16 protein-coding genes are annotated in these 26,024 nt (G+C 75.8%); 14 read left to right on the plus strand and 2 right to left on the minus strand.

The features are described from left to right. Positions 1–16: 16 nt before the first annotated feature. The 4 genes from ABT238_RS14805 to moeZ all read left to right on the plus strand — a co-directional run bounded on the left by ABT238_RS14805 (position 17) and on the right by moeZ (position 5,253). A complete protein-coding gene (locus ABT238_RS14805; protein WP_350757670.1) occupies positions 17–1,627 on the plus strand; it encodes a DUF3492 domain-containing protein in 1,611 nt (536 codons plus the stop codon). Then, positions 1,627–2,688 (plus strand): hypothetical protein, encoded by a 1,062-nt coding sequence (locus tag ABT238_RS14810; RefSeq protein ID WP_350757673.1) that lies wholly within the window; start codon positions 1,627–1,629, stop codon positions 2,686–2,688. The genes ABT238_RS14805 and ABT238_RS14810 overlap by 1 nt, the downstream gene beginning before the upstream one ends. A gap of 111 nt (positions 2,689–2,799) precedes the next feature. Next, positions 2,800–3,801: an NAD-dependent epimerase/dehydratase family protein gene (locus ABT238_RS14815; RefSeq protein ID WP_350563413.1), complete on the plus strand. Its 1,002-nt coding sequence runs from the start codon at positions 2,800–2,802 to the stop codon at positions 3,799–3,801. A 273-nt stretch (positions 3,802–4,074) separates the two neighbouring features. Beyond that, on the plus strand, positions 4,075–5,253 hold the full coding sequence (moeZ, locus tag ABT238_RS14820; RefSeq protein ID WP_350563415.1) for an adenylyltransferase/sulfurtransferase MoeZ: 1,179 nt from the start codon (positions 4,075–4,077) through the stop codon (positions 5,251–5,253). A gap of 70 nt (positions 5,254–5,323) precedes the next feature. Here the strand turns inward: moeZ and ABT238_RS14825 are convergent, their stop codons facing one another. Further along, positions 5,324–8,092, minus strand: a complete 2,769-nt coding sequence (locus ABT238_RS14825; RefSeq protein WP_350563417.1) for a flippase-like domain-containing protein — start codon at positions 8,090–8,092, stop codon at positions 5,324–5,326. A gap of 144 nt (positions 8,093–8,236) precedes the next feature. Between ABT238_RS14825 and ABT238_RS14830 the strand changes: the two genes are divergently transcribed. The 4 genes from ABT238_RS14830 to ABT238_RS14845 all read left to right on the plus strand — a co-directional run bounded on the left by ABT238_RS14830 (position 8,237) and on the right by ABT238_RS14845 (position 16,868). Then, positions 8,237–8,584, plus strand: coding sequence for an MGMT family protein (locus tag ABT238_RS14830; RefSeq protein ID WP_502884206.1), 348 nt, complete (start codon positions 8,237–8,239; stop codon positions 8,582–8,584). 138 nt (positions 8,585–8,722) lie between these two features. Continuing rightward, positions 8,723–12,097, plus strand: a complete 3,375-nt coding sequence (locus ABT238_RS14835; protein ID WP_350757677.1) for an ATP-dependent helicase — start codon at positions 8,723–8,725, stop codon at positions 12,095–12,097. 99 nt (positions 12,098–12,196) lie between these two features. Further along, positions 12,197–15,409, plus strand: coding sequence for an ATP-dependent helicase (locus ABT238_RS14840; RefSeq protein WP_350563423.1), 3,213 nt, complete (start codon positions 12,197–12,199; stop codon positions 15,407–15,409). A gap of 190 nt (positions 15,410–15,599) precedes the next feature. Then, entirely contained in the window at positions 15,600–16,868 is a 1,269-nt protein-coding gene (locus ABT238_RS14845) for a PP2C family protein-serine/threonine phosphatase (protein WP_350563425.1), read from the plus strand. A gap of 7 nt (positions 16,869–16,875) precedes the next feature. Here ABT238_RS14845 and ABT238_RS14850 read toward each other — a convergent pair whose 3' ends face one another. After that, positions 16,876–17,847 (minus strand): endonuclease/exonuclease/phosphatase family protein, encoded by a 972-nt coding sequence (locus ABT238_RS14850; RefSeq protein ID WP_350563427.1) that lies wholly within the window; start codon positions 17,845–17,847, stop codon positions 16,876–16,878. An 81-nt stretch (positions 17,848–17,928) separates the two neighbouring features. On the opposite strand from ABT238_RS14850, the gene ABT238_RS14855 reads away from it, so the two are divergent. From ABT238_RS14855 to ABT238_RS14880, 6 genes are all read left to right on the plus strand, one after another. Beyond that, positions 17,929–18,567 carry a PadR family transcriptional regulator gene (locus ABT238_RS14855; RefSeq protein WP_350757680.1) on the plus strand — a complete coding sequence of 213 codons (639 nt, stop codon included), beginning with the start codon at positions 17,929–17,931 and terminating at the stop codon, positions 18,565–18,567. A gap of 75 nt (positions 18,568–18,642) precedes the next feature. Further along, complete coding sequence (locus ABT238_RS14860) at positions 18,643–19,416, plus strand: ABC transporter ATP-binding protein (RefSeq protein ID WP_350757683.1); 774 nt, start codon at positions 18,643–18,645, stop codon at positions 19,414–19,416. Then, positions 19,413–22,295: an FtsX-like permease family protein gene (locus tag ABT238_RS14865; RefSeq protein ID WP_350563433.1), complete on the plus strand. Its 2,883-nt coding sequence runs from the start codon at positions 19,413–19,415 to the stop codon at positions 22,293–22,295. The genes ABT238_RS14860 and ABT238_RS14865 overlap by 4 nt, the downstream gene beginning before the upstream one ends. A 136-nt stretch (positions 22,296–22,431) precedes the next feature. Continuing rightward, entirely contained in the window at positions 22,432–23,844 is a 1,413-nt protein-coding gene (locus ABT238_RS14870; protein WP_350563435.1) for a dipeptidase, read from the plus strand. A 93-nt stretch (positions 23,845–23,937) separates the two neighbouring features. Further along, complete coding sequence (gene nudC, locus ABT238_RS14875) at positions 23,938–24,888, plus strand: NAD(+) diphosphatase (RefSeq protein ID WP_350563437.1); 951 nt, start codon at positions 23,938–23,940, stop codon at positions 24,886–24,888. Between the two features lie 229 nt (positions 24,889–25,117). Beyond that, a complete protein-coding gene (locus tag ABT238_RS14880; RefSeq protein ID WP_350757686.1) occupies positions 25,118–25,972 on the plus strand; it encodes a GntR family transcriptional regulator in 855 nt (284 codons plus the stop codon). Positions 25,973–26,024: the final 52 nt, after the last annotated feature.

Raw genomic sequence — 26,024 nt, forward strand, 5'->3', positions numbered from 1 at the left:
GCTCTGGAGGTCCCCCGTGCGCGTTGCACTGCTCACCGAGGGTGTGCGTCCGCACGCCCCGTGTGGCACCGGCGGCTGGTGCGACCGGCTGGTGGACGGGCTGCGCGAGCACGACTTCGAGTGGTACGTCCTCACCGGCGAGACCGGCGAGACCGGCGAGACCGGCGAGGGCAGCGGCCCCCGCCCCGGCGTCCGGGAACTCGCCCTCCGGGGCCGCCGCCCGCCCGGCCGGGCGCCCGGGGCGCTGCGCCGCCGCCAGTACGCCGCCGCCTACGAGCAACTGGTCCGCGCCCTGCTGCGCCCCGGTGACCGTGACGGCTTCGGCCCCGGCCTGTACCGGCTCGCCGGACTCGCCCGCACCGACCGCGCCCTGCCCGCCTTCCTGGTCTCCGCGCACGCCCGGCGCGTCCTGGAACGGGTCTGGCGCTCGCCCGGCGCCGACACCTCCGCCGGACAGCCCCTGGTCTGCGACGTCCTGGTCGCCGCCGACCTCCTCGAACAGTGCCTGCGCCCGCTGTCCGCCCCCTGGTACGGCACCGCCCCCGGGGGCCTGGGCGCCGCCGACCTGTGCCACGTCGTCGGCGGCGGCCCGGCCGCGCTGCCCGCGCTGGTCGCCAAGCGGCTGCACGGCGTCCCGTTCGTGGTCACCGAGCACGGGCCGCACCTGCGCGAGCAGTACCTCGGCCACCGCGAGGCGCCCCACCGGTGGCCGGTGCGGGCCCTGCTGCTCGCCTTCTTCCGGGCGCTCACCGAGGAGACCTACCGGCAGGCCGCGATACTCACCCCGGGCAGCGCCCACGACCAGCGGTGGCAGCTGCGCTGCGGGGCCGACCCGGCGCGCACCCGGGTGGTGTACGAGGGCAGCCCGGCGGTCGACCGTCCCGCGGCCGGCCCCGAACCCGCCGTGCCCACCCTGGTCTGGGCCGGTGCCCTGGAACCGGGCCGCGACCCCGAGCTCGCCCTGCACGCCTTCGCCCGGGTCCGCGCCGAACTGCCCGCCGCGCGCCTGGTGGTCCACGGCGAGGAGGCCGTGCCCGGCTACCGGGCGCACTGCGGGGCCGTCGCCGAACGGCTCGGGGTGGCCGGGGCGGTGGAGTTCGCCGGCCGGCCCCGCTCGGCGGCCGACGCCTGGGCGGAGGGCACCGTCGTGGTCTTCTCGGCGCTCTCCCAGCGCCGTCCCCGGCTGCTCGCCGACGCGATGCTGAGCGGCCGCGCGGTGGTCGCCACCGACGTCGGGGTGGTCCGTGAGGTGGTCGGCCCGACCGGGCTGCTCGTCCCGCCCCGCGACCCGCGGGCGCTGGCCGGCGCCTGCCTCGCCCTGCTGCGCGACGAGGAGCGCCGGGCCCGGCTCGGACTGGCCGGCCGGCTGAGGGCGCAGGAACGCTTCGCCGTCGAGCCGGTGATCGGGGCCTTCCGGGAGATCTACCTGGAACTCGTCTCGCAGTGGCCGGCCTTCCCCGCCGCCGCGGACCCGCGCCCGCGCCCGTTCGCCCGGCCCGCCGAGTACTGGCTCACCGACCGTTCCCCGGCGGTCGCCGCCCCCGGGGACGGTGCCCCCACTCCCGCCCCCGCCGCGCCGGCGGGTGAGGCGGCCGTGCGGCCCGGGGCGTTCGCGGAGGCGGTCTGATGGCGGGCGGCGGGGGTGCCGGGGCGGGCGCGGCGGCCCGGGCCGGGGAGCTGCCGGGGGATCCGGTCCGGGAGGTGATGGCCGAGCACCGGGTGCTCTGCGAGCGGGCCGTCGACCCGCTGGAGATCGCCGCCGGGCTGGAGGAGGCCGGGCTGGGCCCGGCCGCCGCGGCCCGCTGCCGGCACGCCGACCTGTTCTCGCTCGCCGAGGAGCTGTACGCCCGGGTGCCGCGCCGCCCGCCCGCCGGGGAGCCGGCCGGGCCGGCCGAGAGCTGGCAGCGGCGGTGCGGCGCGGCGGTGCGCACGGCGGCGTCGGCCGGGCTGCCGTGCGGGGCCGCGGTCGCCCTCGGCGGGGGCCGGCCGGTCCTGCTGGCGGCGGCCGTTCCGCTCGCGCTGGGGGCGTCGGGGTCCGCCGGGTGGCGGCGGGTGCGGCGGCCCCGGTGGGTCGCGGTGGCGGGCGGCGCGGGGGTGGCCGCACTGCTGCTGGCCCCGCTGGCGGTGGCGGCCGGCCGGCCGGGGGAGCGGCGGGTGACGGCGGCGCTGGTGCTGGCGGCGGCGCTGTCGGCCGGCTCGGCGCAGTGGGCGGCCCGGTGGTTCCGGCAGGTCGGCCGGGGCCATCTGGGCGCGGCGGCGACGCTGGCCGAGTTCCGCTCCCGGATGCGGCCGGTGCTCCCGGTGGCGCTGGCGCTGCACCTGGCGGTGCTGGCGGTGCTGAGCTTCGCGGCGCTCGCCGTGCTGACCGCCCTCGCGCCGCGTCCCGGTCCGGGCCACGGCGGTGGTCTGCTGCACCAGGCGGCCGAGCGCGCCGCGCCCGCGCAGTGGGCGGCCCAGGGGGTGCTCGGCCTGTTGCTGGTGCTGTCCGCGCTGCTGGCGCGCTGCGGCCGTGCGGGAGCGGCCGCGCTGGGCGCGCTGGCGGGGGCGGCGGGCACGGCGGCGCCGCCCGTACCGTTCGCCGGGCCCTTCGCGGGGCCGCCGGCCGGGCCGCTCGCGGGCGGCGCGGTGGCGCTGGCGCTGCTGGCGTACGCGTGGCCGGTGCTGGGCCGTCCCGAGGCGCACCGGTGACCCTTCGGGCGCACCCGGGTGCGCGCCGACCGATTCGATCCGCTCGATTTCCCGTTGTTCACTCGGACCGCCAGGCCGTCCCCGGTCTGGCTTCGTGGAAGGACGCCCCCGATGAGGGTGCTGCTGCTGGGCGCCGACGGCTTCATCGGCCGTCGGGTCACCGACCGCCTGCTCGTGGATCCGGAGTTGCAGGTGACGGTGCTCGGCCGGCGTGACTCCGCCGACATCCGCTTCGACCTGACCACCGGCAGTCCGGGGGCGCTGGCCCGGTTCCTGGACGCGGTCGCGCCGCAGGTGGTGATCAACTGCGCGGGCGCCACCTACGGCAGCTCGCGCACGCTGATCCGGGCCAACACGCTCGCCGTGGCGACCGTCTGCGAGGGGATCCGGCGCAGCCGGGAGCCCGCCCGGCTGGTGCACGTCGGCTCGGCGGCCGAGTACGGGCCGGTGCCGGGCGGGGTCCCGGTCTCGGAGAGCGCCGAGCCGCGCCCGGTGGGCCCGTACGGGGTCTCGAAGCTGGCCGGCACGGAGCTGGTCCTGGCCTCGGGGCTGGACGCGGCGGTGCTGCGGGTGTTCGACGTGGTGGGCCCGGGGGCGCCGACCGCCTCGCTGTTCGGGCGGCTGGCGGAGGGCCTGCGGCGGGCGCTGGAGCGCGACGAGTCCCAGGTGCGGATGCCGGACCTGTCCGGATACCGGGATTTCGTGGACGTGCGGGACGTCGCGCGGGCGATCCAGGCGGCGGCGGTGTCGGCCGCGACGGGGGTGATCAACATCGGCAGCGGGCACGCGGTGCGGGCGCGCGAGGCGGCCCAGCTGCTGGTCCGGGCGTCCGGCTTCGAGGGGACCGTCCTGGAGGAGAACCGGCAGGTGGTGCTGCCCGCGCAGGCCGGCGGGCCGGTCGAGCACGTGCCGGGCCACGTGCCCGCGCACCACCTGCCGGGCCACCGTCCGGGGGAGCCCCGGCCGGGGGAGGGGCGGGTGGCGGTGGGCGAGCCGGTGCCGTGGCGGCAGGCGGACGTGCGCACCGCCCGGGACCGTCTCGGCTGGCGGACACAGGTGCCGCTGGAGGAGTCGCTGGGCGACGTCTGGCTGGAGACGGCCTGCCGGGTCTGAACCCCCGGCGCCTTCCCGGCGCGGTTCCGGCGCGGTGCCGGAAGGGCCCGGGCCCGGGCCCCCGACGGGCCCCGGACGCCCCTGCGGGGGCCGGTCCGGGGCCCGTCGCGCGGTCCCACCATCCGACGCGGCCCGTCTCGCCCATCGGACGAGCTGTCTCGGAATACCGGAGCGGCATGACACTGTTGGCGTAGCAGAGCCACCTCGGTGGCGGAGCAACAAGCCCCTAGAGGTTGGCCCTGGCCACCTGAACTGACGACCATCGGAGTCCCCGTGTCGCTGCCACCCCTGGTCGAGCCGGCCGACGAGCTCACCGTTGACGAGGTCCGCAGGTACTCCCGCCACCTGATCATCCCCGACGTGGGCATGGCCGGGCAGAAGCGGCTGAAGAACGCCAAGGTGCTGTGCGTCGGCGCCGGCGGCCTGGGCTCGCCCGCGCTGATGTACCTGGCGGCGGCCGGTGTGGGCACGCTCGGCATCGTCGAGTTCGACGTGGTGGACGAGTCGAACCTGCAGCGCCAGATCATCCACGGCCAGTCGGACATCGGCCGCTCGAAGGGCGAGTCGGCGCGTGACTCGGTCAAGGAGATCAACCCCTACGTCGACGTGATCCTGCACGAGGAGCGCCTCGACAACTCCAACGTCATGGAGATCTTCTCCGGCTACGACCTGATCGTGGACGGCACCGACAACTTCGCCACCCGTTACCTGGTGAACGACGCCGCGGTGCTGCTCGGCAAGCCGTACGTGTGGGGCTCGATCTACCGCTTCGACGGCCAGGCCAGCGTGTTCTGGGCCGAGCACGGCCCCTGCTACCGCTGCCTCTACCCGGAGGCGCCGCCGCCGGGCATGGTCCCGTCCTGCGCCGAGGGCGGCGTGCTGGGCGTGCTGTGCGCGTCGATCGGCTCGATCCAGGTCACCGAGGCGATCAAGCTGCTGGCCGGGGTCGGCGACCCGCTGGTCGGCCGGCTGATGATCTACGACGCCCTGGAGATGAACTACCGCCAGGTGAAGGTCCGCAAGGACCCGAACTGCGCGGTCTGCGGCGAGAACCCGACCGTCACCGAGCTGATCGACTACGAGGCCTTCTGCGGCGTCGTGTCGGAGGAGGCGCAGGCCGCCGCCGCCGGTTCGACGATCACCTCCAAGCAGCTCAAGCAGTGGCAGGACGAGGAGGAGGACATCTTCCTCATCGACGTCCGCGAGCCCGGCGAGTACGAGATCGTCAGCATCCCCGGCGCCGTGCTGATCCCGAAGAACGAGTTCCTGATGGGCAACGCGCTGGAGCAGCTGCCGCAGGACAAGAAGATCGTGCTGCACTGCAAGTCGGGCGTCCGCTCGGCGGAGGTGCTGGCCGTGGTGAAGTCGGCCGGCTTCGCCAACGCCGTCCACCTGGGCGGCGGCGTGCTCGGCTGGGTCAACCAGATCGAGCCGCACAAGCCGGTGTACTGATCCGTCCGGACCGTGTGGAAGGGCCCGCTCCGGCGGGCCCTTCCGCGTGTCCGCGGGCGTCCGGCGACGGCTAGAGCGCGCCCTTGCGCTGGAGCACGTTGTAGGAGATCCAGCCGGGCAGCACCGGCAGCCAGAAGGTGAGCGCCCGGTAGAGGAAGACCGCCGGGGTGGCGACGGACGTCGGCACGTCGGCGAAGGTCAGCGCACTGATCAGTGCGACCTCGATCGGGCCGATGCCACCGGGGGTGGGGATGGCGGAGCCGGCCGCGTTGGCGGTCAGGAAGACCACGGCGACCGCCGAGAAGGAGATCGAGCCGCCGAAGGCCCGCACCGAGGCGTCCAGGCAGGCGGTGAAGGAGAGCGTCAGCAGCAGGATGCCGCCGAAGCCGGTGATCAGCTTGCTGGGCGTCTGCATCAGGTCGAGCATCCGCGGCACCACGCCGAAGAACAGCGAGCGCAGCCGGTTCAGCACGAACCGCCGCAGCGGGGCGACCGCCGCGATCACCATGGCCAGCACGGCGGCGCTCAGCACGCCGATGATCACCGTGCGGGAGGCGGAGAGGTCGCCGTTGGTCTGGCTGCCGGTGATGAGGCCGAAGCTGAACAGCAGCAGCAGGTGTCCGGCCAGGCCGGCCAGCTGGGAGGCGCCGACCGAGGCGACCGCCTGGCCGGAGCGGATGCCCGCCTTCTGCAGGTAGCGGGTGTTCAGCGCGATGCCGCCGATCGCGGCCGGGGCGACCAGCTTCACGAACGAGCCGGCCAGCTGGGCGGCCACGGTGCGGCGGAACGGCAGCTTCTCCGGGACGAAGCCGGTCAGGCTCATCGACGCGGCGACGTAGGAGAACGCGGCCGCGGCGAGTGCGACCGCCGCCCAGGCCCAGTCCATCTGGGAGAGCTTGAGCTGGGCCGGCTTGACGGTGGTGAGCGTCAGGTAGGCGGCGAAGGTGAGCGCGATCACCATGATCAGGCTCTTCGGCTTGAGCCGCTCCAGCTTGGCCGGCTCCATCGGCGCCTCGGGCGCGATCTGCAGGATCTGGGCGCGGATCCGGCTGAGCAGGTCCTCCCCGGCGGCCGCGATGTCCTCCTCGGCCTGCTGCTGGGTGCGCTCCCCGGCGGCGACCTGCTCCAGCGCCCTGGCCTGGGCGGCGGTCTTGCGCTCCTTGGTGAGCTTCTTCAGGTCGACGCGGGTCGAGCGGCTCATGCCGACCGGCTGCAGCAGCGGCAGTGCCTGGGCGACCCGCTCGGCGCCGAGCACCGCGTTGGCGGTGGCGACGGTGCGCTCGGGGCCGATCCGCAGCGCGAAGGTGGTGAGCAGCTGGGCGACGTCGATCCGCAGGGTCAGGTCGGTGGCGGCGATGTCGCCGCCGGAGAGGTTGACCAGGCAGGCCGTCTTCCCGTCGACGACCAGCAGCGACTCGCCGGTGAGCCGGCGGTGGGCGATCCGGCGCTCGTGCAGGGCGGCGACCGACTCCCACAGCGAGGCCATCACCCGGTCGGTGATCTCCTCGTCGGGGAGGTCGTCCAGGGTGCGGCCCTCGACGTTCTCGTAGACCAGGATGGCGGCGTCCGGGCCCAGCTCGGAGGTGGCGACCAGCTGCGGGGCGCGGGCGCCGGAGGCGGCGGCCGCGTAGGCGATCAGCGCCTCCTGCTCCAGTGCCTGGCGCAGCGACTGGGGGCTGCGCCGCACCGCCACCGAGCGCAGCCGCAGCCGCCGCCAGGCGCGGTAGAAGAAGCCGGAGGCCTGCTGCTCGCGGTCGACGATGTGGACGTCCAGGGGCGGGCCGCTCTGCTGGGCGACCACGTACCGGCGGGTGCCGCCGGGGGCGTCGGGGGCGCGGTGGGCGCTGGCCGGGGTGAAGCCGACCTTGCGCAGGCCGATCATCAGGTGCTGGCCGGTGGGCCGGATGTTCGGCGAGCCGATCGCGTAGAGGGTGCCGTAGGCGACGGACCAGCCGATCAGCACGGTGAGCAGCAGGGAGAGCGGGGTGGTGTAGCCGCCGAGCAGCTCGGTGATGCCGCTGAAGACCACCACCACCCACAGGGCGACCCGCCACCGGGGTCTGCTCGACATGCCGACCGCCGTCATGTAGGCGATCACCGGGGCGAGGTAGCCGTGCACCGGGTCGGTGAGGGTGCCGACGGAGTCCAGCGGGAAGCGGGTCAGGGCGTCGCGGATGTGCTCGGAGGCGCCCTCGGCGACCCACCAGTCGATGCCCAGCGAGACGCCGTAGGCCAGCACCGAGGCGAGCACGCCGTCGGCGACCCGCAGGCCGTCGCGCTTGATCAGCCGTTCGACCGCGAAGGCGAGCGGCACGGCCAGCACGGCGACGTTGGAGATCAGGCCGGTGATGGTGGACAGCACCGGGGAGAAGCGGGGCGCGTTCTCGGCGATGTCGATCTCGATGCCGGTGGTGGTCGAGGTGGCCACCCCGGCGAGCACGAAGACCGCGACGATGCCGAGGACGCCGGCCAGGAAGCGGATGAGGTCGGAGGGCCGGTGCGCGCGGGCGGCGAGCAGCGGTTCGTCGACGTCCAGGTGCGGGGCGTCGTCCAGCGGGTCGTGTCCGGGGCGCGGACCGGGGTCCGGCTCCGGCACCGGCTCCCGGTCGGGCTCCGGGCCCGGTTCGGAGGCCTCGGGGTCGGTCGGCTGGGCGGGTACGGCGGCGGGGGCCCCGTTCACGGGGCCGGTCGGCTGCGGGCTCTTGATCGTCCGGTCCTTGATCAGGGAGACTTCCGGTGCTGCTTCGGCCGCGGCGTCACCGCCGCGACCCGCTGCGGGCATGCCGTCGGAGGACTCGTCGGAGCCCTCGTCCACACCCACGTCAGCCGTCCCGGTCATCTGGTCTTGTCCTCGTATCACCACTCACCGCCCCGGAAGATGGTGGCATGCCCGGGCGCCCCGCGCTGGACAGGGGCCGGATCGGGCGCGGCGGATCATGACCGGCAGCCCCGTGAACCGGCCGGATACGGAAGAATGCCGCAGATGACGGACGCCACCGACGACGCCGGTTCCGGCGAGCTGCCGCCCTTCGCCGAACTGGTGCTCGACCTGACCGAGCGGATTCCACCCGGCCGGGTGATGACCTACGGGGACGTCGCCGAGTACCTCGGCCAGGGCGGTCCCCGGCAGGTCGGCCGGGTGATGGCGCTGTACGGCGGCGCCGTGCCCTGGTGGCGGGTGATCCGCGCCGACGGCCGCCTGCTGCCCGGCCACGAGCACCGCGCCCTCGCCCACTACGGCGAGGAGGGCACCCCGCTGCGCGAGCTCGCCGACCCGCCCCGGGTCGACCTGCGGCGCGCCCGCTGGGACGGCCGGCCCGCCGGGGACTGAAGGCCGGGCGGCGGGCCGGACGGGATCGGCCGAATCCCCTGCGCGGCCGGGAATGACGGGGCAGGATCGTAGGCTCGATACGGCGGGCCCCTCGACGGGCCCGCCCGCAGTTGCCCGAGCACGACCCCCAGGACGTCCGTGACCTCCCCCTACCGTCTGGTGCGCAGCCCCCTCGTACCGCCCGCCCCGCCCGAGCTCGACGCCTACCAGCGCGCCGTGGTCGAGCACGCGGGCGGGCCGCTGCTGGTGCTCGCCGGACCGGGGACCGGCAAGACCACCACGCTCGTCGAGGCGGTCGCCCGGCGGATCGAGGGCGGCGCCGACCCCGAGCGGATCCTCGTCCTCACCTTCAGCCGCAAGGCCGCCATGGAGCTGCGCGACCGGATGGCCGGCCGGCTCTCCGCCACCGCCGCGGGCTCCCGGGCCGCCGCCCCGCAGGCCACCACCTTCCACTCCTTCTGCTACGCCCTGCTCCGCGCCCACCAGGACCCGGCCGACTACGCCGAGCCCCTGCGGCTGCTCTCCGGCCCCGAGCAGGACGTCATGGTCCGCGAACTGCTCGCCGGCGGCGCCGAGGACGCCCGGCGCGGCCGTTCCCGGATCGCCTGGCCGCTGGACCTGCGCGCCTGCCTCACCACCCGCGGCTTCGCCGACGAGGTCCGCGCCGTGCTCGCCCGCAGCCGCGAGCTGGGCCTGGGCGAGGCCGAGCTGGCCCGCTTCGCCGAGGGCGTCCGGCGCCCCGACTGGGCCGCCGCGGCCCACTTCCTCGCCGACTACCTCGACGTGCTGGACCTGCGCGGCGTCCTCGACTACGCCGAGCTGGTGCACCGCGCCGTGCTGCTCGCCGAGCGCCCCGAGGTCGAGCGGAGCCTGCGCGAGCGCTACGACGCCGTCTTCGTGGACGAGTACCAGGACACCGACCCCGCCCAGGTCCGGCTGCTGCGCCGGCTCGCCGGCGGCGGGCGCGAGCTGGTCGCCGTGGGCGACCCGGACCAGTCCATCTACGCGTTCCGGGGCGCCGACATCAACGGCATCCTGGAGTTCCCGCAGACCTTCCGGCACGCCGACGGCCGCCCCGCCGACGTCAGGGTGCTGCGGGTCTCCCGCCGCTCCGGCGCCGTGCTGCTCGCCGCCGCCGGCGAGCTCGCCCGGCGGATGCCGATGGGCCGGCTGCCCGCCGACAAGCTCGCCCAGCACCGCGCCCCGCTGCCCGCCCGGGAGGGCGGCCGGGTCGAGGTCTACACCTACCCGACGCCCGGCGCCGAGCTGGACTCGATCGCCGACCTGCTGCGCCGCGCCCACCTGGAGGACGGCGTGCCGTGGGGCGAGATGGCCGTGCTGGTCCGGGCCGGCGCCCGGTCCATCCCCGGCGTGCGGCGGGCGCTCGGCGCGGCCGGCGTCCCGCTGGAGATCGACGGTGACGACCTGCCGCTGCGCGAGGAGCCGGCCGTCGCCCAGCTGCTGCTCGCCCTGCGGGTCTGCGCCGAGCAGGCCGTCCGCGACCGGCACGAGGGCCAGGACGCGCCGGAGGAAGGGGACGGCGCCGGTCCGGGTGCGCCCGACCCGCTGACCACCGACCTCGCCCACGCCCTGCTCACCGGCCCGCTCGGCGGCCTCGACGGCGCCGACCTGCGCCGCCTCGGCCGGACCCTGCGCGAGGAGGAGCGCGCCGCCCTGCGCGCCGGGGCCGCCGACGGCGCACCGCCCGCCGTGCCCCGCCCGGCCGGCGAGCTGCTGCGCGAGGCGCTCACCGAACCCGAGCGCCTCGCCGTCCTCGACGCCCCGTACGCCCGCCGCGCCCACGACCTCGGAACCCTGCTGCGCAAGGTCCGCGAGGCCCTCGCCGGCGGCTGCACCGCCGAGGACGCCCTGTGGCAGCTGTGGGACGGCTCCCGCCGCTGGCGCGAGCGCCTGGAGCGGGCCGCCCTGCGCGGCGGCGCCGCCGGCCGCAACGCCGACCGCGACCTCGACGCGGTCTGCGCCCTGTTCGAGACCGCCGCCCGCGCGGAGGAGCAGGTCACCGGCCACCGCGGCGCCCTCGACCTGCTCGCCGAGCTGGAGGCCCAGGACATCGCCGCCGACACCCTCACCGTGCGGGCCGTGCGCCCCGAGGCCGTCCGGCTGATGACCGCCCACCGCGCCAAGGGCCTGGAGTGGCGCCTGGTCGTCGTCGCCGGCGTCCAGGACGGCCTCTGGCCCGACCTGCGCCGCCGCGGTTCCCTGCTGGAGGCCGACCGGATCGGGCGCGACGGCCTCGCCGAACCGCTCACCCCCGCCGCGCTGCTCGCCGAGGAGCGCCGCCTTTTCTACGTCGCCGCCACCCGCGCCAGGGACCGGCTCGTCGTCACCGCCGTCAAGGCCCCCGCCGACGACGGCGACCAGCCGTCCCGCTTCCTGCGCGAGCTCTACCGCGAGGACGTCGACCCGCGCACCGGGCGGGTGCTGCGCCGCACCCCGCCGGTCACCGTCGAGGACGTCACCCACCGCCCGCGCCGCCCGCTCGCCGTGCCCGCGCTGGTCGCCGAGCTGCGCGCGGTCACCGTCGACCGGACCCGCTCGCCCGAACTGCGCCGCGCCGCCGCCGAACGGCTCGCCACCCTGGCCCTCGCCACCGACGAGGAGGGCCGCCCGCTGGTGCCCGCCGCCCGGCCAGAGAGCTGGTGGGGCCTGGAGGACGCCACCGCGGCCCCCGACCCGCTGCGCTCCGCCGACCTGCCGGTGCGGCTGTCCGGCAGCGGCCTGGAGCAGTTGGAGAACTGCTCGCTGCAGTGGTTCCTCGACAAGGAGGTCAAGGCCCGCGGCACCTCCTCCGCCGCCCAGGGCTTCGGCAACGTCGTGCACGCCCTCGCCGACGAGGTCGGCTCCGGCCGCACCCCCGCCGACCTCGCCGTCCTGATGGAGCGCCTGGACACCGTCTGGGACGCGCTGGCCTTCGACGCGCCCTGGAAGTCCCAGCAGGAGAAGACCGAGGCCCGCGCCGCCCTGGAACGCTTCCTCACCTGGCACGTGATGGCGCGCGGGCGCGACGTCGTCGCCACCGAGCACGACTTCGACGTCACCCTCGACGCCGGCGGCGTCCAGGTGCGCATCCGCGGCTCGATGGACCGCGTCGAGAAGGACGAGGCCGGCCGCGCCTACGTGGTCGACTTCAAGACCGGCAAGCAGACGCCCACCGACAAGTCGCTGCCCGAGCACAAGCAGCTCGCCGTCTACCAGCTCGCCGTCCGCTCCGGCGCCCTCAACGGGCTGCCCGGCTTCGACGCCGCGGCCGCCGAGTCCGGCGGCGCCGAGCTCGTCCAGCTGCGCAAGCCCGACAGGACGGCGGCCGACGCGCCCAAGGTGCAGCGGCAGGACCCGCCCGAGGGCGAGCCGTGGATCGAGAACCTGCTCGCCGAGGCCGCCGGACGGGTCCTCGCCGAGCGGTTCGTCCCGCAGACCGGCAGCGGCTGCGACCGCTGCGCCTTCCGCCGCAGCTGCTCCGCCCAGCGCGACGGCGCCCAGCTCGTCGAGTAGCCGCCGCCGGGCGGACCCGCCGCCGGTGTGGCGCACGCGGCACGTGGCCGTCGCCACAGCGGCCCCCCGGCTGTCGGCGCCCCCGGCTACCGTTGCGTGGTGACCGCCGTGCTCAGCCATCCCGACCAGCTCAAGGAGCTGCTGGGCATCCCCTTCAACCGGGAGCAGATGGCGGCCATCGGCGCCCCGCTGCGGCCGGCCGTCATCGTCGCCGGCGCCGGCTCCGGCAAGACCACCGTGATGGCCGCCCGGGTCGTCTGGCTGGTCGGCTCCGGCGCCGTGCGCCCCGAACAGGTCCTCGGCCTCACCTTCACCAACAAGGCCGCCGGCGAACTCGCCGAACGCGTCCGCGCCGCCCTGCACCGTGCGGGGGTGGCCGACCCCGACGACGGCGAGGCGCTCGGCGAACCCGAGATCTCCACCTACCACGCCTTCGCCGGCCGCCTGCTCAAGGAGCACGGCCTGCGGATCGGCATCGAACCCGACACCCGGCTGCTCGCCGACGCCACCCGCTTCCAGCTCGCCGCCAAGGTGCTGCGCACCGCCCGCGGCCCGTTCCCCGCGCTCACCGGCACCTTCGCCAACCTGGTCGCCGACCTCACCGCGCTCGACGGCGAGCTCGCCGAGCACCTCGTCGACCCCGCCGCGCTGCGCGCCTTCGACGAGGAACTGCTCGACGCCCTCGCCGGCGTGCGGCTGAGCAACGAGGACCTGCGGGCCGTGCCCGCCGCCGCCCGGGCCCGGCTGGAACTGCTGCGCCTGGTCGAGGACTACCGGCGCCGCAAGACCTCGGCCGGCCTGATGGACTTCGGCGACCAGATCGCCGCCGCCGCCCGCCTCGCGCAGCAGCGCCCCGAGGTCGGCGCCCTGCTGCGCGAGCAGTACCGGGTCGTGCTGCTCGACGAGTACCAGGACACCTCCGTCGCCCAGCGCCTGATGCTGGCCGGCCTGTTCGGCGCCGGCCCGGACGGCGCCGCCCCCGGCCACCCGGTCACCGCCGTCGGTGACCCCTGCCAGGCCATCTACGGCTGGCGCGGTGCCTCCGTCGCCAACCTCGACGACTTCCCCCGGCACTTCCCGAACGCCGACGCCACCCCGGCCGACCGCTACGCGCTCAGCGAGAACCGCCGCAGCGGCGGGCGGCTGCTGGCCTTCGCCAACGGCCTCGCGGCGCCGCTGCGCGCCATGCACGAGGGCGTCGAGGCGCTGCGCCCCGCGCCCGGTGCCGAGACCGACGGCCTGGTGCGGGCCGCGCTGCTGCCCACCCACGCCCAGGAGGTCGACTGGCTCGCCGACGAGATCGCCCACCTGGTGCGCACCGGCACCGCCCCCGGCCGGATCGCCGTGCTGTGCCGGGGCGGCGCCGCCTTCCCCGACGTGCACGCCGCGCTGGTCGCCCGGGACGTTCCGGTCGAGGTGGTCGGCCTCGGCGGGCTGCTCCACCTGCCCGAGGTGGCCGACCTGGTCGCGGTCTGCGAGGTGCTCCAGGACCCGACCGCCAACGCCGCCCTGGTCCGGCTGCTGATCGGCCCGCGCTGGCGGATCGGCCCGCGCGACCTCGCCCTGCTCGGCCGGCGCGCCGCCGAACTCGTCCGCACCGAGCGCCCCGAGGGCGTCGAGGCGCTCGCCGCCGCCGTCGCCGAGACCGACCCCACCGAGGTGGTCTCGCTCGCCGACGCCCTGGAGACCTTCCTGGACACGCAGGAGGCCGACGAACTGCCCTTCTCCGCCGAGGCCAGGGTCCGCTTCGCCCGGCTCGCCCGCGAGCTGCGCGAGCTGCGCCGCTCGCTCGCCGAACCGCTGATGGACGTGCTGCACCGGGTCCTCGCCGTCACCGGCCTGGAGGTCGAACTCTCCGCCTCCCCGCAGGCGCTGGCCGCCCGCCGGCGGGAGACCCTGCACGCCTTCCTCGACGTCGCCGCCTCCTTCGCCGACCTCGACGGCGACCCCGGCCTCGCCGCCTTCCTCGGCTTCCTGCGGGCCGCCCAGGAGCACGACCGGGGCCTGGACGCCGGCCTGCCCGGCGGCGAGGACACCGTCAAGGTCCTCACCGCGCACAAGTCCAAGGGCCTGGAGTGGGACGTCGTCGCGGTGCCCGGCCTGGTCAAGGGCGCCTTCCCGTCCTCGTCCCCGCGCGAGCGCTGGACCAGCACCAAGCGCGTCCTGCCGCACGCCCTGCGCGGCGACGCCGCCACCCTGCCGGACGTGCGCGGCGGCTGGAACGCCAAGGCGATGAAGGACTTCAGAGCCGCCCTCGCCGAGCACTCCGCCGTCGAGGAGCTGCGCCTGGGCTACGTCGCCTTCACCCGCCCGCGCGCCCTGCTGCTGGCCTCCGGCCACTGGTGGGGGCCCAGCCAGAAGTCCCCGCGCGGCCCGTCCGACTTCCTGGAGCAGCTGCGCGAGCACGCCGAGCGGCCCGGCAACGGCGAGGTCGCCGTCTGGGCCGGACCGCCCGCCGAGGGCGAGGAGAACCCGGCGCTCGCCGCGCCCGTCGAACGGCCCTGGCCGCTGCCGCTGGACCCGGCCGCCCAGCACGCCCGCCGCCGGGTCGCCGAGGTGGTGCACCGCCGGCTGGCCGGGGCGCCCGCCCCCGAGCCCGAGCCGATGGCCCCCGAGGACCGCCGGCTGGTGGAGTCCTGGGACCGCGACCTGAACGCGCTGCTCGGTGAGCTGGAGCGCTCCCGCAGCCGGGTGCGGGAGGTGCCGCTGCCCGCCTCGCTCTCCGCCACCCAGCTGCTGCGGCTGGCCGCCGACCCGGACGGCTTCGCCCACGACCTCGCCCGCCCGATGCCCCGCCCGCCGCAGCCCGCCGCCCGGCGCGGCACCCGCTTCCACGCCTGGGTGCAGTCCCGGATCGAGCCGCTGATGCTGATCGGCCCGGGCGCGCTGCCCGGCGCCGACGACGACGGCATCGAGGACGAGCAGGACCTCGAACGCCTCAAGGAGGCCTTCCTGCGCACCCCGTACGCGGACCGCGAGCCGCTGCGGGTCGAGGCGCCGTTCCACCTGGTGCTGGCGGGCCGGGTGGTGCGCGGCCGGATCGACGCGGTCTACCGTGACGGTGACGACGGGTCAGAATTCGGCGGCGCGTCACGCTACGAAGTGGTGGACTGGAAGACGCACCGCGAGGAGACCGCCGACCCGCTCCAACTCGCCGTCTACCGGCTGGCGTGGGCCGAACAGGCGGGCGTCCCCCTGGAGCAGGTCACGGCCTCCTTCCTGTACGTCCGCAGCGGCCGGATCGAACAACCCGCAGGACTTCCCGGTCGAAAAGAGTTGGAACGGCTCCTGATCGGGAACAGTGAAGAATGAGTCACGGAGAGCATTCAAGTCATCACGGCATCGGGCGAAACCTGTGCGTAGTGCACGTTTCGCGCATATTGTGGGGTCGGTAACCGGTCAACCCCCGTGCTCCGGCCGCCAGCGAGGCCCGCATTCCCTAACCCTCAGTCATCACCGCAGGTGCCCACGGGCATCGGCGTCTTCTGCTGGAGAACCGAAGTTGAGCGCGACCGGATGGATCAGAGAACGGTTCGCCGGGCCGACCCCGGCAGCCGCACCCGGCGCGACCGGCACCTGGCCGAGGACGGCACTGTCGCTGCCGTTCATCGGGATGGCGCTGGTCGTCGTCCTCGACTACTTCACCGACGCCGCGGTGACCGTCGAACCGGCCCTCACCGCGGTCCCCGCGCTGGCCGCCGTGGTCAGCCGCCGTACCTGGTACCCCCTCGTCATCGGCGTCTGCACGGAGGCCGCCGCGTTCCTGATGGCCTTCCACAACGACGTGCTCGGCGAGTCCGTGCACAGCGCCACCGTCTTCGCCATCGTCCTCGTCGCCGCGATCGGCTGGGTCAGCGCCACCCTGAGGCTGCGCCAGGAGCGCCTGCTCGCCGACGCCCAGCTGGTCGCCTCGATCGCCCGGCGCGTCCTGCTGCGCCCCGTCCCCGACCGCGTCGGCACCGTCCGTGCCGCCGTCCACTACGCGGCGGCCGCCGCCCACGCCCGCATCGGCGGCGACCTCTACGAGGTCGTCAACACCCGGCACGGCGTGCGCGCCGTCGTCGGCGACGTGCGCGGCAAGGGGCTCGGGGCCGTCGAGACCGCCGCCGCCGTGCTCGGCGCCTTCCGTGAGGCCGCCCATCAGGAGGCCGCCCTCGACAGGGTCGCCGGCTGGCTCGCGGACAGCCTCGACCGCGCCCTGCACGAGAACGACCACCCCGGCGTCGAGGAGGAGTTCGTCACCCTCGTCCTCATCGGGGTCGGCCACGACGGCACCGCCGAGATCGTCAACTGCGGCCACCCGGCCCCGCTGCTGCTGCGCGGCACCGAGGCCGCCCGGCCGCTCGAACTCGCCGAGACGGTGCCCCCGCTCGGCGTCCTCGACCCCGCCGACGTCCGCCCGCCCGTCCTGCGCGTCCCGCTGCACCCCGGCGACCGCGTGCTGCTCTTCACCGACGGCGTCATCGAGGCCCGCGACCGGGCCGGCGCCTTCTACCCGCTCGCCGAGCGCCTCCCGCGCTGCGCCCAGGGCGGCGGCCCCGTCGACGTGCTGCGCCGGCTGCACGAGGACGTGGTGCGCCACGTCGGGCGCCAGCTCGGCGACGACGCCGCCATGCTGCTCCTCCAGTACGAGCCACCGCCCGCCGCCGACCCTCCGCGGGCCGCCGTCACCGCCGTGCTCGCCCCGCCCCTCCCGGCCCTCCCGCCCGTCCGGACCGCCCCGACCGTCCCGCACGTGCCCCAGCAGAACGGGCACCTGTCCCGGCAGTGAGCACGTCCTAGAGTTCCACCCGCACCATCAGCGGCCGGTGGTCCGACACCTCCGCGCGCGGTGCGGACGCCGCGCCCACCGCGGAGCGCGGCACCCCGACCGCCAGCACGTGGTCGAACTGCACGGCCGGCCGGTGCGAGGGGTAGGTCGGCGTGCGGGCCAGGTCCGACCAGCCCTGCAGCCGCGCCCGCGGCTCGCGCACCCGCCGCCGGCGCGGCTCCACCAGCGCCGGCCGGGCCCGGCGGGCCGCCCGCAGCTCCCGCACCCGCGCCCGCGGCGCGGACCGCTCCAGCGCGCTCGCCCCGCCCAGCACCGTGCGCGGCACCGCGCCCACCAGGTTGAAGTCCCCCAGCACCAGGTACGGCTGCGGAAGGTCGGCGATCCACCGGCGGATCGCCGCCAGCTGCGCCATGTTCCAGCCCGGCACGAACGACAGATGGGCGGCCACCACCGTGAACGGGCCGCGCCCGCCCTCCAGGACGGCGGCGAGCGCGGCCCGCGGCTCGTCCGGCACCGGCGTCAGCCCGCGCCGCCCGGCCACCCGCAGCGGCAGCCCGAACGGCGCCGGGGCGAACCGGCGGGCCCGCCAGTGCCGCACCGGCAGCCGGGTCAGCAGCGCCGTGCCGTACGCGGGCGGCGCGCCGTCACCGACCTCGGCCGGCCCGTACACCCGGATCCCGGCGGGCGCCGAGGCCTCCGGCAGCCAGCCCGCCACCGGCGCGGGCCGGCCGTGCAGGGCGGCGGCGAAGCGCCAGTCGCTCGCGCCCATCGCGGCGGCGGCGACGGCGGCCTGGTCGGTGCCGCCGGACCGGGCCTGACGGCGGTCCACCTCCTGGAGTGCCAGCACATCGGCGTCCAGGGCGGCCACCGCCTTCGCGAGCGGCCCGCCGGGATCGGCCGGGAACGGGGACGGGGCGCCGTCGGGCGCGAGCGGCTGACCGTGCAGCAGATTGAACGTGGCGATGCGCAACTGGCTCACGCCCCCCGACGTTACCCGCCGCCGGTGACGGCCGGACCACCCGGCTTGACCCGTCGAGCATACTCGGTATACATACTCGGTATGTCCATCCGCCACGGCCTGCTCGCCCTGCTCGACCAGGGTCCGCGCTACGGCTACCAGCTGAGAACCGAGTTCGAGGCGCGCACCGGCGCCACCTGGCCGCTCAACGTCGGCCAGGTCTACACCACCCTCGCCCGCCTGGAACGCGACGGACTGGTCGTCCCCGCCGGGGAGGACGAGGAGGGCCACCAGTTCTACGCGGCCACCGACGCCGGCCGCGCCGAACTGCGCTCCTGGTTCGACACCCCGGTGCCGCGCACCAACCCGCCCCGCGACGAACTCGCCATCAAGCTCGCGATGGCCGTCACCGTCCCCGGCGTCGACGTGCCCGCCGTGGTCCAGGGCCAGCGCCGGCACAGCATCAAGGCGCTCCAGGACTACACCCGCCTCAAGGCCCGCGCCCTCGCCGGCGAGGCCCGCCCCGGCGACGCCGGGGCCCCGGGCTCCGACCTCGCCTGGCTGCTCGTCCTCGAACAGCTGATCTTCCAGACCGAGGCCGAGGTCCGCTGGCTCGACCACTGCGAGACCCGGCTCGCCCAGCAGGCCGAGATCGCCCGGGCCCGCGCCGCCGAGGCCGCCCAGGACACCGCCGGCGCGCCCGCGCCCACCCGGTTCGGCCGTCGCCGCACCAAGGCCTGAGGGCCCCACCGAAACGAACCAGTGGCCCGCCGCCGCGCCGAAGCGCCGCGGGCCCACCGAACAGCAGGGGGAAACGTGTCCCACACCCGTCCGAGCGGGAACGGCGCCGACGCCGTCCTGCACCTGGACAACGTCACCCGGGTCCACGGACAGGGCGCCGCCGAGGTCCAGGCACTGCGCGGCGTCGACCTGAAGGTGCATCCCGGCGAGTTCGTCGCCGTCATGGGCCCCTCGGGTTCCGGCAAGTCCACCCTGCTCACCCTCGCCGGCGGCCTCGACACGCCCAGCGGCGGGCAGGTCCTCGTCGAGGGCGTCGCCCTCGGCGGGCTCAGCCGCAAGAGGCTCGCCGAGGTCCGCCGCCGCTCCGTCGGCTACGTCTTCCAGGACTACAACCTGATACCGGCGCTCACCGCCGCCGAGAACATCTCCCTGCCGCGCGAACTCGACGGCGTCTCCACCCGCGCCGCCCGCCGCGAGGCCCTCGTCGCCCTGGAGGAGCTCGGCATTCCCGAACTCGCCGACCGCTTCCCCGACGACATGTCCGGCGGCCAGCAGCAGCGCGTCGCCATCGCCCGCGCCCTGATCGGCGACCGCCGGCTCGTCCTCGCCGACGAACCCACCGGCGCCCTCGACTCCACCACCGGCGAGGCCGTGCTCGCCGTGCTGCGCGCCCGCTGCGACGCCGGCGCCGCCGCCATGATGGTCACCCACGAGCCCCGGCACGCCGCCTGGGCCGACCGCGTGGTCTTCCTGCGCGACGGCCGGATGGTCGACGAGAGCGCCAGCCAGGACGCCGGCAGCCTGCTCGTCGCGGCCGCCGCCAACGCGAAGGGCCCGGTGGGGGAGTGAACCTCGGTTCCTGGCGGGTCGCCCTGCGCATCGCCCGCCGCGACGCCCTGCGCGCCAAGGGCCGCAGCGCCCTCGTCATCGCCATGGTCGCGCTGCCCGTCCTCGGCGTCGCCGGCGCCGACGTCATGTTCCGCAGCGCCGAACTCGACCCGGTCGAGAAGATCGAGCGCAGCATGGGCCAGGCCGAGGCCTCCCTGGAGATCCTCGACCGCGGCGCCGTCGTCCTGCAGACCCCCGACCCCGAGGTGGACCGCAGGATCACCACCGTCGACGACGCGAAGAAGGAGAACGGCAAGCCCGTCCTCACCCCCGAGCAGCAGCGCAGCCTCGACACCGCGCCCGCCGACCTCGCCCGGCAACTGCTGCCCGGCGCCACCCTGGTGCCACTGCGCGAAGGCCCCTACATCACCACCAGCACCGTCGAGGGCCTCGCCAACGTCCGGATCACCGAACTCGACCTCGCCGACCCCGTCTGGCACGGCCGCTACGACGTGATCAAGGGCCGGGCACCCAGCGCCGACCACGAGATCGCCGTCACCCAGGCCTTCCTCGACACCTCCGGGCTGAAGATCGGCGACCGCACCTCACCGCGCGGCCTCGAAGCCACCCCCTACACCATCACCGGCGTCGCCGAGCACCCCGGCGACCTGCGCGGCGTCGACCTGTTCGCCCGCCCCGGCGCCCTGCTCGACCCGCTCGCCAAGCTGCCCGGTGCCGAGTCCGGCACGCGCGGGCGCACCTCCGTCAGCGACGAGGCCAACAACTGGCTCGTCAAGCTCCCGGCCGGGACCACCCTCGACTGGGCCAAGGTCGTGGAGCTCAACAAGTACGGCTTCCTGGTCGCCTCGCGCACCGTGCTCCTCGACCCGCCGCCCCGCTCCGAGGTGCCGTTCTACGTCGACCAGGACAGCCGGGGCGGCAGCAGCCGCACCCCGTTCCTGGACCGGACCTCCGTCGTCGTCATCGGCACCGTCATGGGCATGGCCCTGCTGGAGATCATCCTGCTCGCCGGCCCGGCCTTCGCCGTCGGCGCCCGCCGCTCCCGCCGCCAGCTCGGCCTGCTCGCCGCGGGCGGCGGCGACCGCGCCCAGGTGCGCGCCGTCGTCCTCGGCGGCGGTGTCGTCCTCGGCCTCGCCGGCGCCCTCGTCGGCCTCGTCCTCGGCATCGGCCTGGTCGCCCTGCTGCGCACCCGGGCCGAGGAGTTCGCCGGCCAGCGCTTCGGCCACTTCGACCTCCAGCCGCTCGACCTGCTCGGCATCGCCCTGATCGGCCTCGTCACCGGCCTGCTGGCCGCCGTGGTGCCCGCCGTCCAGGCCTCCCGGCAGGACGTCGTCGCCGCCCTCACCGGCCGCGACAACCTCAAGCCGCCCAGCCGCAAGCTCGCCCTGCTCGGCCTGCTGATGCTCGGCGGCGGCTCCGCCCTCGCCCTGCTCGGCGCCACCGGCGGCTTCGGCGGCCGCTCCCTCGCCGTGCTCGGCGGCTCCGCCATCGCCGAACTCGGCATGGTCGCCCTCGCCCCCTACCTGGTCGGCCTCTTCGGCCGGCTCGGCCGCTGGCTGCCGCTCGGCCCCCGCCTGGCGCTGCGCGACTCGGTGCGCCACCGCGGCCGCACCGCCCCCGCCGTCGCCGCCGTCATGGCCGCCGTCGCCGGCTCCGTGGCCGTCGGCGTCTACACCTCCAGCTCCGACGAGGAGCTGCGCCGCGAGTACGTCGCCACCGGCCCCGACCACTCCGTCACCCTCTCCGCCGGCTGGGGCGCCGGCTCCGACGGCTCGCTGCTCCCGCAGATGCGCGGCGCCGTGCAGAACAGCGTCCCCGGGCTCGGCAGCCGCGCCGACGTCCAGCGCGTCAACTACCGGGGCGACTGCATGGTCAGCCGCGACGGCGTGTGCGGCTGGGCCACGCTCGTGATGCCCGAGGAGCGCCGCTGCCCGGTCTCGGGCCGCAACGCCATGACGGTCGGCCCGGAGGAACGCGAGCGGCTCTCCCGCGAGGACCCGCGCTGCCGGGAGGACCGCATCCTCCGCGCCAGCCCCTTCGGCCTGGTCCAGGCCGGCGACGGCGGCCTGCTGCGCAACCTCTACGACGTCACCGACCAGGCCGCCGTCCAGGCCCTCGCGGCCGGCAAGGCCGTCGTCTTCGACGAGCGCTACATCAAGGACGGCAAGGCCATCCTGGAGCTCACCGAGCCGAGGGACGAGAACAACCCCGAGGCCGAGCCGGCCGTCCACCCCGTCACCGTCGACGCCCACCTCGCCACCTCCTCGCAGGCGCCGACCGGCCAGGTGGTGCTCAACCCCGACACCGCGCAGCGCCTCGGCCTCACCACCCGCGACATCGGCTCGGTGTGGCGGCCCGACGGCCCGGCCTCCGACGCCGCGGAGCAGAAGGCCCTCGCCGCGCTCGCCAGGCTCTCCGACGGCGTGCAGTTCGACATCGAGCGCGGCTACCAGTCCCCGGGCAACCTCATCACCCTGGGCCTGACCGTGTTCGCCGGCCTGGTCGCCCTCGGCGCCGCCGGCATCGCCACCGGCCTCGCCGCCGCCGACTCCCAGCGCGACCTCACCACCCTCGCGGCGGTCGGCGCCGCGCCCCGGATCCGGCGCACCCTGTCCGGCTTCCAGTGCGGCGTCATCGCCACCATGGGCGCCGTGCTCGGCGCCGTCGCCGGAGTCGTGCCCGCGATCGCGCTGCGCAAGGTCGAGGCCGCCACGTCGAGCTACGCCGGGATGAGCCTTCAGGAGAAGGCGGCCAAGGGCATCGTGGTGTTCCCCTGGCTCAACATCGGGGGCACCCTGATCCTGCTGCCGCTGCTCGCGGTGGCGCTGGCCGCGCTGCTCACCCGCTCGCGGATCTCGCTGCTGCGCCGCACCGGCTGAGCCGTTGCCGGTCGCTCCACCCCGTCACCCCGGACGCCCGCGCGCGTCCGGGGTGACGGACGTAACAGGCCTCGCGGTGCCCAGCCTTCGGGACCGGGGCCGCCCGCAGGCACCCGGGCGAACTAAAGTCGTCCGTATGACGAGAACTCCGGACAGCGTCGTCCGCTCCTTCATCGACCGGCACCGGCCCGCCTTCCTCGCGGACCTCGCCGACTGGCTCCGCATCCCCTCGGTGTCCGCCGACCCCGGCCGGTCCGGGGACGTCCGCCGCTCCGCCGAGTGGCTGGCCGCCAAGCTGCGCGACACCGGCTTCCCGGTGGCCGAGGTGTGGGAGACGGACGGCCTGCCGGCGGTCTTCGCCGAGTGGCCCTCCGGGGACCCGGACGCGCCGACCGTCCTCGTCTACGGCCACCACGACGTGCAGCCCGCCGCCCGGGAGGACGGCTGGGCGACCGACCCGTTCGAGCCGACCGTGGTCGGCGACCGGCTGTACGCCCGCGGCGCCGCCGACGACAAGGGCCAGGTGTTCTTCCACACCCTGGGTGTGCGCGCCCACCTGGCCGCCACCGGCCGCACCGCGCCGGCCGTCAACCTCAAGCTGCTCGTCGAGGGCGAGGAGGAGTCCGGCTCCCCGCACTTCGCCGACCTGGTGCGCCGCGAGGCCGGCCGGCTGGCCGCCGACGTCGTGATCATCTCGGACACCGGCATGTGGTCCGAGACCACGCCGACCGTCTGCACCGGCATGCGGGGCCTGGCCGACGCCCAGATCGACCTCTACGGGCCGGACACCGACATCCACTCCGGCTCCTTCGGCGGCGCGGTGCCCAACCCGGCCGCCGTCGCCGCCGAGCTGGCCGCCGGCCTGCACGACGCCGACCACCGGGTCGCCGTCCCCGGCTTCTACGACGGCGTGGTCGAGCTGACCGACCGTGAGCGCGCGCTCTTCGCCGAGCTGCCCTTCGACGAGGCGGCCTGGCTGCGGACCGCCAAGTCGTACGGCACCCGCGGCGAGGCCGGCTACTCCACCCTGGAGCGGATCTGGGCCCGCCCGACCGCCGAGGTCAACGGCATCTGGGGCGGCTACACCGGCCCCGGCGGCAAGACCATCGTGCCCGCCTCGGCCCACCTGAAGCTCTCCTTCCGGCTGGTCGCCGGGCAGGAGGTCGAGAAGGTGCGCGAGGCCGTCCGCTCCTGGGTGGCCGACCGGGTGCCCGAGGGCATCCGGTACGAACTGGTCTTCCCGGGCGCGACCCGGCCCTGCCTGACCCCGCTCGACCACCCGGCGCTGCAGTCCACCGTCCGGGCGATGGGGCGTGCCTTCGAGCAGAAGATCCTGTTCACCCGTGAGGGCGGTTCCGGCCCGGCCGCCGACCTGCAGGACGTGCTCGGCGCGCCGGTGCTGTTCCTCGGCATCTCGGTGCCCTCGGACGGCTGGCACTCGGTGGACGAGAAGGTCGAGCTGGAGCTGCTGGCCAAGGGCGTCGAGGCCGCCGCCTACCTGTGGGCCGACCTGGCCGAGAACTGGCGGCCTGGCGGCGAGCGCGCGTGAACCCCGGGCGAGCGTGGGCGGACCGGGGCCGGGCGCGTCCCGCTCCGGCCGCCCGAGCGAACCCGACCCGTCCGGAAGACTCATCACGTGGGGATGGAACAGTTGAGCACCGTGCCTGAGACCGAACGCCCGCTGCACCTGGCACTGGCCCGGGCCGGTGTGGACCGGGCGGCCCAGCACCGCTTGGACGAGCCCTGGCTGGCGGCCGCGTGGAGCCACCCGTCCACCAAGGTGCTGCCGATCGCCGGCGGCGAGGCGTTCGTGGTGGACACCGGGCAGGGGACCGAACTGGTCCTGATGCCCTCCTTCGAGGCGCCGCAGAACGGCGACCGGTACTTCCTCGGCACCGACGAGGAGGGCGTCTCCTACTTCGCGCTGGCCGGCGAGAGCCTGCCGGGCCGGCTGGACGGCGACGCCCGCCCGGCCGGGCTGCGCGAGGTCGGCGCGCTGCTGTCCGACCGGGACGCCGGACTGCTGGTGCACGCGGTCGCGCTGGAGCACTGGCACCGGCTGCACAGCTTCTGCTCGCGCTGCGGCCACCCGACCGAGAAGGCCGGCGCCGGGCACGTGCGGCGCTGCACCTCCTGCGCGGCCGAGCACTACCCGCGCACCGACCCGGCGGTGATCATGCTGATCACCGACGAGCAGGACCGCTGCCTGCTCGGCCGCCAGGCGCTGTGGCCGGAGGGCCGCTGGTCGACGCTGGCCGGCTTCGTCGAGCCGGGCGAGTCGATCGAGCAGGCGGTGGTGCGCGAGGTGCACGAGGAGGCCGGGGTGCGGGTCGCCGAGGTCTCCTACGTGGCCAGCCAGCCGTGGCCGTTCCCGTCCAGCCTGATGCTGGGCTTCCTGGGCCGGGCGCACCCGGAGGGCACCGCGATCACCGTGGACGGCGAGGAGCTGGCGGAGGCGCGCTGGTTCTCCCGGGAGGAGCTGCGGGCGGGCATGGCGGCGGGGGAGATCCTGCCGCCGTCCGGGATCTCGATCGCCCGGCACCTGGTCGAGGTCTGGTACGGCGAGCCGCTTCCGTCGGCGGCCCGCTGGTAATTCCGGCGGTTCCCCGGGGTTTCCACGGATTGGGGGCGCGCGGAGTTGATCCGCGCGCCCCCAATTTCCATTTCGAACCCGTCTCCCCAGGATGTTCGTAACCGGAGCGGCCCTGTCCAGTAAGGCCCCCGGGCGCCGGCCGGGCGCCGGACGAACGGAGTCACCGATCCCGGGCGACTTTGCCGCAAACGCCTGAAAGCCCCTCACCCGTCTCGCTACATTCACTCGGGTGACAATCCCCCGGGGCACTGCCCAATCCCCCAAATACCAGCGCCTCGCCGCCGACCTGCGCCGCCGGATCGCCGAGGGCGAGTTCACCACCGCGGCCGCCCTCCCGGTCGAGAGCGAGCTGGAACGCCAGTACGGCGTCGCCCGCAACACCGTCCGCCTCGCCGTCGACGTCCTCGTCAACGAGGGCCGGCTGGTCCGCCTCCAGGGCAAGGGCACCTATCTGCGCGAGCATCCCGTGCTCGATCACCGCGCCTACGGGCCCGCCCCCCGCCTCGACCCCCAGGAGGCCGTCCCGCGCGACTGCCTGGCCGTGCCCAGCGCCGTCTACCGCGGCGAGGCGGCCGAGAGCGGGCGGGAACTCACCGTCGACTTCGAGATGATGATCGTCCGCGCCCGCGTCGACATCGCCGAACGGCTCGGACTGCGCCCCGGTGAGGCCATCGTCGTCCGCCGCCAGCTGCGGATGCTGGACCGCGAGCCGTACTCCATCGAGGAGAGCCACTACCGGGCCGGCCTCGCCGCCGGCACCCCGCTGATGGAGCCCGACCAGATCGACGGCGGCGACGAGGCGGTTCTCGCCGCGCTCGGGCGCACCGAGGTCGGCGCCGTGGACCATCTCGTCGCCCGGATGCCCGGGCCGGAGGAGGCCCAGTGGTTCCAGGGCGGGCCGGGGGTGCCGCTGGTGGTTCAGACCCGGGTCACCTACGACCGGCGCGGGCCGGTGCGGGTCATCGAGACCCGCTACTCCGCCGACCGCAGCCGGCTGGTCTACGCGGTCGGCGACCTGGCCGCCCGGGCCTCGCTGCCCGCGCCCGCCGCGCCCGTCGACCCGGCCCGGGCCGACGCGCCGTAGCCGCGGTGGGCCGGCGCGCCGGCCGGGCGCCGCCGGGGCGCCGGGCCTCCGG

Source organism: Kitasatospora sp. NPDC001527, assembly GCF_040298605.1.
Lineage (GTDB): Bacteria > Actinomycetota > Actinomycetes > Streptomycetales > Streptomycetaceae > Kitasatospora.